The organism is Roseiarcus sp. (assembly GCF_049514155.1).
Taxonomy (GTDB): Bacteria; Pseudomonadota; Alphaproteobacteria; order Rhizobiales; family Beijerinckiaceae; genus Roseiarcus.
In genome coordinates this window covers 1-6,917 of sequence record NZ_JBEKVH010000181.1, presented here as the reverse complement: position 1 = coordinate 6,917, position 6,917 = coordinate 1, and the positions used below count along the sequence as shown (strand labels likewise).

The 6,917-nt window shown below is 67.3% G+C and carries 7 protein-coding genes; 1 reads left to right on the top strand and 6 read right to left on the bottom strand.

The genetic code is table 11. The features are described 5' to 3' along the window. A partial coding sequence (locus tag ABSF49_RS18940) for an aldo/keto reductase (RefSeq protein WP_424114199.1) occupies positions 1-492 on the top strand: 492 nt, incomplete at its 5' end. Between the two features lie 30 nt (positions 493-522). Here the strand turns inward: ABSF49_RS18940 and ABSF49_RS18935 are convergent. The 6 genes from ABSF49_RS18935 to ABSF49_RS18910 all read right to left on the bottom strand — a co-directional run. Further along, entirely contained in the window at positions 523-1,548 is a 1,026-nt protein-coding gene (locus ABSF49_RS18935) for an ABC transporter permease (RefSeq protein ID WP_424114198.1), read from the bottom strand. After that, complete coding sequence (locus ABSF49_RS18930) at positions 1,545-2,342, bottom strand: ATP-binding cassette domain-containing protein (protein WP_424114197.1); 798 nt, start codon at positions 2,340-2,342, stop codon at positions 1,545-1,547. The genes ABSF49_RS18935 and ABSF49_RS18930 overlap by 4 nt, the downstream gene beginning before the upstream one ends. A 77-nt stretch (positions 2,343-2,419) precedes the next feature. Beyond that, complete coding sequence (locus ABSF49_RS18925; protein ID WP_424114196.1) at positions 2,420-3,433, bottom strand: sugar ABC transporter substrate-binding protein; 1,014 nt, start codon at positions 3,431-3,433, stop codon at positions 2,420-2,422. A gap of 310 nt (positions 3,434-3,743) precedes the next feature. Further along, the gene (locus ABSF49_RS18920; RefSeq protein WP_424114195.1) at positions 3,744-4,805 is read right to left on the bottom strand and encodes a UDP-glucose--hexose-1-phosphate uridylyltransferase; all 1,062 of its coding nucleotides are present in this window, start codon (positions 4,803-4,805) and stop codon (positions 3,744-3,746) included. A gap of 38 nt (positions 4,806-4,843) precedes the next feature. After that, a complete protein-coding gene (gene galK, locus ABSF49_RS18915) occupies positions 4,844-5,998 on the bottom strand; it encodes a galactokinase (protein WP_424114194.1) in 1,155 nt (384 codons plus the stop codon). A gap of 87 nt (positions 5,999-6,085) precedes the next feature. Continuing rightward, on the bottom strand, positions 6,086-6,917 hold an 832-nt coding region (locus ABSF49_RS18910), incomplete at its 5' end, for a DUF1266 domain-containing protein (RefSeq protein ID WP_424114193.1).

Genomic DNA, 6,917 nt, shown 5'->3' with positions numbered 1-6,917 from the left:
GCCGCTGAGGCGCGCGAGGCGTTCGCGGCGCTGCGCGGGCTCGGCGTGCGCTGCCACATTCACCAGCCGCGCTATTCGATGCTCGACCGCTGGGTCGAGCGCGACGGCCTTCTCGACGCGCTGGCGGAGGAGGGCGTCGGCTGCATCGTCTTCTCGCCGCTCGCCCAAGGGATTCTCACCGACAAATATCTCGACGGGATGCCTGAAGATTCGCGGGCTCAACGCGGCAGCCGCGGCGGCTCGATGGGGCGCGAGGGCGTCACCGACGAGAGGATCGCGACGGTGCGACGGCTGCGGCCGATCGCCGAGCGGCTTGGCCTCCCGATCGCCCATCTGGCGCTGAAATGGGTGCTGCGCGACGCGCGGGTGACGTCGGCCGTCGTCGGCGCGCGCACATTGACGCAGATCGACGACAGCCTCGAGGCGGTCAGCGGCCCGGCGCTCGCGCCCTCCGATCTCGACGAGATCGAGAAAGCGCTGAACGCGGGTTGAGGCGGGCGCCCGAACAGGCGCCCGCGTGTTTCACTTGCCGGTCAGCGACTGGCGGCGGATGCGGCGGTCGATCAGCGTCTGCAGCACGACCGAAACGACGATCACCAGTCCGAACGCAAGCTGGGTATAGAAGGCGTTGACGCCCGCCGAGACGATGCCGGCGTTGATCGCGCCGATGATGAAGGCGGCGACGAAGGTGCCGATCACCGAGCCGGTGCCCCCGAACACCGAAGTGCCGCCGAGGAACACCGAGGCGATGGTGTTGAGCAGCGAACCGTCGCCGGTGCTCGGCCAGAAATAATAGCCGTAGATCGAGCTCAGCAGCCCGCAGAACACGGCGGTGACGCCGACCAGCACGAACGCCTTGATCTTGACCCGCCCGGCGTTGACGCCCATCAGCCGCGCGCTCGTCTGGTTGTCGCCGACCAGGAACACATGCGCGCCGAACCGGGTGCGGTTGAGCAGCAGCCATTCGACGATCAGGATGCCGACCATCCACAGCGCCTGAACTGGCACGCCGAACAGCGGCTCGCGCAACAGCGTGTGCATCTGCGGATATTTGTCGACGAGCAGCGGCACGCCGGTGCCGTTCATCAGAACGAGTTCGAGACCGCGGAACAGGAACTGCGTGCCGATGGTGATGACCAGCGACGGAATATTGAGGCTCGCCACCAGGAAGCCATTGAGCAGTCCGCAGGCGACTCCGGTCAATCCGGCCGCGATCAGTCCGAGCCACCACGGCGCGCCGCCGTAATAGGTGACGAGGCAGAAGACGGCCGTGCCCAGCGCCATCACGGAAGGAAACGACAGGTCGATCTCGCCGGTGATGACGACGAAGGTCAGCGACAGCGCGACGATGCCGAACAGGGGGGTCGTTTCAGCGAAGGCGAGATAGATGTCGACGTCGGTGAACACGCGCGGCGCGGCGATGACGAAGGCGAGCCACATCGCAAGTCCGACGCCGACGATGCCCATTTGGCTGCCGTAACGCGTCAGCAGCGACGGCGGCGCGGCCTTTTTGCCGACCTTACGAGCCCCCGCAGCTTCTCCGGTCATGACGGCAACTCCATCGAGCCGGTGCGCGCGACGTGGTAGAGCCGCTCGATCAACTGATCCATCGTGATGTCGGCGCGGTTGAACACGCCGGCGACCTTGCCGCGATCGAGCACATAGAGGCGGTCGACGACCGGGTAGATGTTGAAGATGTTATGGTCGATGAAGATCGCCGACTTGCCGGCCGCCTTGATCGAGCGGACGAAGTCGAGGGTCTTCTTGGTCTCGCTGAGCGACAGGCCCATCGTCGGCTCGTCGAGGATGACGAGCTCGGCTTCGAAATGAAGCGCGCGAGTGATCGCCACGCCCTGTTTTTCGCCGCCCGACATCGTCGCCACGACATTGTCGGGGTGCACCGCCGCCGAGGTGAAGCCCATGTGCTCGCTCATCAGCCGCGCGCATTCGTCGCGCATCGCGGCGACGTCGAGCAGGCCGAATCGATTGCGTAGTTCGCGCCCCATGAACATGTTGCGCCAGATCGGCTGCTTCTCGCACAACGCCCGTTCCTGGTAGACGGTCTCGATGCCGAGGCTGCGCGCCTTCGCCACCGACCAGCCCTCGACCCGCTTGCCGTGGAAATAGATTTCGCCGCCCGAATCCGGGCCGTAGAAGCCCATCACCACTTTGATGAGCGTCGACTTGCCGGCGCCGTTGTCGCCGAGCAGGCCGACGATCTCGCGTGGATTGACCTGGAAGTCGACGCCGGCGAGCGACCGTACTTCGCCGAAGGTCTTGGAGACGTTGCGAAGCTCCATGACGGGCGGAGACTCGGCGTTCGGCGACGCAGATTGACCCACTTGCGTCCTCCCTCTTTCGGCCGGGGCGCCGCCGTTCGAGCGGCGCCCCGGTTCGGGCTCCTGCGAGCCCCGCTACGCTAGCGGATTTCCTGCGCCGCGAGCGGCGCAATGGCGTCGACGTTCTTGGGATCGACGAAGGCGCCGGCGGTGTTGATGTCGAGGCCGGAGAAGCCGAACTTCTTGGTCAGGCAGATGTTGAGGATCGGCAGATAGCCCTGCAAGTAAGGCTGCTGGTCGATCACCAACTCCTGATAGCCCTCCTTGACCGCTTTGGCGGTGGCCGGCGACATGTCGAAGCCGGCGAAGAACACCTCGCCAGGCTTCAGCGACGCCGCGCGCGCGAACACGCCGACGTTCGCGGTCAGCGCGCCGTGGTCGGTGACGACGAGCTTGATGCCCGGGTTGGCCTTCATCACGCCGACGAAAATTGGCGTGCCGGCATTCGGATCGGCGTCGGTCGCCTTGTCGATCTCCTGGTAGATGACCTTGGCGCCGGTCTTTTCGATCGACTCGATGACGCCGACCGTGCGCGAGCCGCGGTCGCCGCCCTGGCCCTTGAGGCCCCAGACGAACGCGAGGTCGCCCGCCTTCAACCCGGCGCGTTTGGCCGCTTCCGCTCCCAGCGCGAGGCCCGCCAGGTGATTGGGCGCGCCGACGTAGCCCATGCCCTGCGGCCCGTACTTGGCCTGCGCGTCGGGCAGGGCGGTGTTCGCCGTGGTGAAGATGATGCCTTGGGCGAACGCCTTGTCGATCTGCGGATCGGTCGCAGCGTCACCCGGGTGACCCATGAAGGCGATGCCGTCGACCTTGGTGGCGATCGCCTGCTGCAACTGGGTGATCATCAGGTTCGGATCCCAGTTGGAGAAGTAGTAGGTGACCGAGGGTCCGAGATCGAGCTCGGCCTGGCGGTAGCCGTTGTAGACGTTGTTGGCGAAGACGCCGCCCTGCGGTCCGCCCGGGAAGGCGGCGATCTTGACGCCGGAGCACCATTTCGGAGTCGGATCGAGCGCATACGCTGAAGAGACTGCGCCGCAGATCAATGCAATCGCAGCCGCCGTGACGAGGAAATTCCGCTTTTGCGTTTTACCCATAGGAGCCTCCCTGCAGCCTGCGAGTCGCAATCGCCTTCGTGTCACGAATCCGCGATCATCGTCGTCTCGCCGTCGTTGGGCGCCTCTCCGGCCTTATGATTTTGCGAGGCTGTCGACGCGAAAACCTCCTCCGGCGCGCTCTGGCTGCGCCCGGTCTTCGCCGATGATCAACGCGTTCGGAAAACGCCAAGCAATTGCTGGCCCGAACAGTCTGACAATTGACCACTAAGGAACGCCAGCGTGCGTTGCGCCTTGATTTCTGTCAACGCGCGCCGGCGCGCGCGGCAAATCCGGCGGTCTTGCGGCGGTCTCAGTCGCTCGCGCCGTTTGTCAGACGATCGAGATAGTGGACGGCCGGCGCGTCGCGCAGGCGCGCCGCCGCGCTCTCGGGCGTGATGTCGCGCTGCGGCGTGCCGAGCAGTTCGAATCCGACCATGAACTTGCGCACGGAAGCGGACCTCAGCAGCGGCGGATAGAAGTGGGCGTGGAAATGCTGCTCGGGATGCGCGGCGCCGTCGGTCGGCGATTGGTGAAAACCCATCGAATAGGGGAAAGAGATCTCGAACAGATTGTCGTAGCGGATCGTCAGTCGGCGCAAGATGTCGGCCAGTCCGCGCGCCTCGGCGCCGCTCATCTCGTCCATCGCGCCGAAATGGCGGCGCGGCAGCACCAAAGTCTCGAACGGCCACACCGCCCAGAACGGCGTCAGCGCGACGAAACCTTCATTCTCGCAGACGATGCGCGCCTTGGCGTCGAGCTCGAGCGCAAGATAGTCGCACAGCAGACAGCCGCCGCGCTCTTCGCGATAGGCGCGCTGCGACGCGAGCTCCTTGACCGCCTCGTTGGGCAGGCTCTCGGTCGCCCAGATCTGGCAATGCGGGTGCGGATTGCTCGCCCCCATCATCGCGCCGCGGTTCTCGAAGATCTGCACCCAGCCGATCTCCTCGAGCGCGCCGAGGGCGCGGTATTCCTCGGTCCAGACCTTGACGACCGGCTCGATCTCGTCGACCGACATGCGCGCGAGCGTCAGGTCGTGGCGCGGCGAGAAGCAGACGACCTTGGCGACGCCGCGTTCGGGCGCGGCGACGATCAGCCCGCTCTCGTTGATCGCTTCGCCGCCCGCTTCCCGCTTCAGGGCGGGGAAGTCATTGAGAAACACCAGCGTCTGCGGGTAGGGCGGGTTGACCTCGCCGTTGGCGCGGCGATTGCCGGGACAAAGATAGCACTCGGGGTCGTAAGCGTGCTCGGCCGGCCGCGCCGCACGCTCCGTTTGCCCGAGCCAGGGGCGCTGGGTGCGATGCGGCGACACCAGCACCCATTCGCGGGTCAGCGGATTGAAGCGGCGGTGGGAAGCGTCGTTGAGCAGCGTCACCGATGTCCTCGTTCAGGCAAACGCCGCGGCGCGGCGGACTAATTCGCGACGCCAGCGCCGGCGCCTGGACGGCAGACGAGAAACTGCGGCGTGATGCCGGTCGCCTCTTTATAGGCGCGGCCGACCGCGTCGGCGAAGCGGTCGACCGCTTCGACCCGCACCAGGTTGATCGTGCAGCCGCCGAAGCCGCCGCCAGTCATGCGCGCGCCGAGCACGCCGTCGACGCGGCCGGCGAGCTCGACCAGGATGTCGATCTCGCGGCAGCTGATCTCGTAATCGTCGCGCATGCTGACGTGCGAAGCGTTCATCAGCCGGCCGACTTCGCCGACCTCGGCGGCTTCGAGCGCAGCGGCGGCGCGCAGGACGCGATCGTTTTCGGTGACGACGTGGCGACAGCGGCGCAACACCAGCTCCGACAGCAACGCCCCGTGTCGGACGAGGTCGGCGGCGGTCACGTCGCGCAGTGCGCGGACGGTTGGCAGGACCGTCTTGAGACGCGCGACGCCGTCCTCGCATTGTTCGCGGCGGCGGTTGTACTCACTGCCTGCGAGCTCGTGGTGGACCATCGAATTGCAAATCACCAAGCGGACCGACGGGTCGACTGGCGACAGGCGGAATTCAAGGCTGCGGCAGTCGAGCAGCAGGACGCGGTCGGCGGCGCCGCGGCAGGAGGCGAACTGGTCCATGACCCCGCAGCGCATGCCGACGAATTCGTTTTCGGCGCGCTGGCAGCACAATGCGAGGCGGGTGAGATCGATCGCCTGGCTGGCGCCGTCGAGCAGGGCGTAGCCGGTCGCGACCTCCAGCGCCGCCGACGAGCTGAGACCCGAGCCGACCGGGACGTCGCTGTCGATCAGCATGTCGGCGCCGCTCAGGCGGTAGCCGTCGCGCTGCAGCATGATGGCGACGCCGCGGACGTAGTCGCTCCAATCCCGGCGGGGGCGCGGATCGGGATCGTCGAGCGCGAATTCGAGCGTCTCGCCCGCGCGCAGCGAGCTGACGCGCAGCCGCGGTTCGGGCCGTGCCGCAGCCGCGATCCAGGTGCATTGCTGGAGCGCCGCCGGCAGCACGAAGCCGTCGTTGTAGTCGGTGTGTTCGCCGATCAGATTGACCCGCCCTGGCGCGCGGTAAAGCCGCGCCCCGCCGCCGAAATTCTGGCGAAAGCGTTCGATCAGCGGGTCGCGGGCCCCCATGAATATCCTCCGGTCGGCAGGCGTGTAGCGCTCCCCACGATGCGGATCAAGCACGCCGGGGTCGCGGCCGTCGAAGTCGCGGCCGGTCTAACGGCGCGGGCCGAGGAGGTTGGCGGGGAGGTCGAAGCGGCGGACCGGCGAGAGGACGCCGGCGTCGAGCTGCGCCTGGATGGCGAGGAAATGCGCGCCGGGGGGAAGATCGAGCGCCTGTGGCAGGCCTTTGATCGCCTTCTCGAGCAGCTTGGGCGTCAGCGCGCGGTCGGGAACGGCATGGTCGACGCCGTAGCGGAAATCGGCGAGCGGGTGGGCGAGCGGCGGGTTACGGAACTGGGCCCGCGCGCCGTCGCCGTTGGCGACGAAGACGACCTGGATTCGCTCGAATTCGCCGCGCGCCGAAGCGGGGTCGTCAGGCGGATCGGCGATCGGCGAAACCGCGATCTCCGGCGCTTGCGCCGCGGCGATCGGCTGAGGGCGCATCAGCCGCGCCGCCTCCCAGCCGGCGACGATCAACGCGACGGCGAGCAACGCCGCCAATTGGGTTCGCAAGGGGCCCTGCCGCCGCCAAAGGGCGAAGACGAAGTCGCCCCGTCGCGACGCCGGGTCGTCGGCTTCCGCGCTGCGGACATTGTTCGCGTCGAGGCGCTGGCGCCAGGGAAGGGACCGCCACGGCGAGCGCGGGTCGCCGACGAGAAAGGCGAGAATGTCGTCGAAGCGGTCGTGCAGCGCGTTCGACCAGCGGATGCGTCCGCGGCGGTAGCGCTCGCCAAAGTCGCGCCAGGATTCGAAGCTTTCCTGCGCCTTGACCGCGATTGTCAGCAGATAGGTCCAGGCCTCGGATTCGCTGAGACATTCGGCGCTGTATGCGTGGCGCGCGGTCATCGCCGCGCGCGCGAGGTCCCAGGCGAGCAGATCGGTCGGC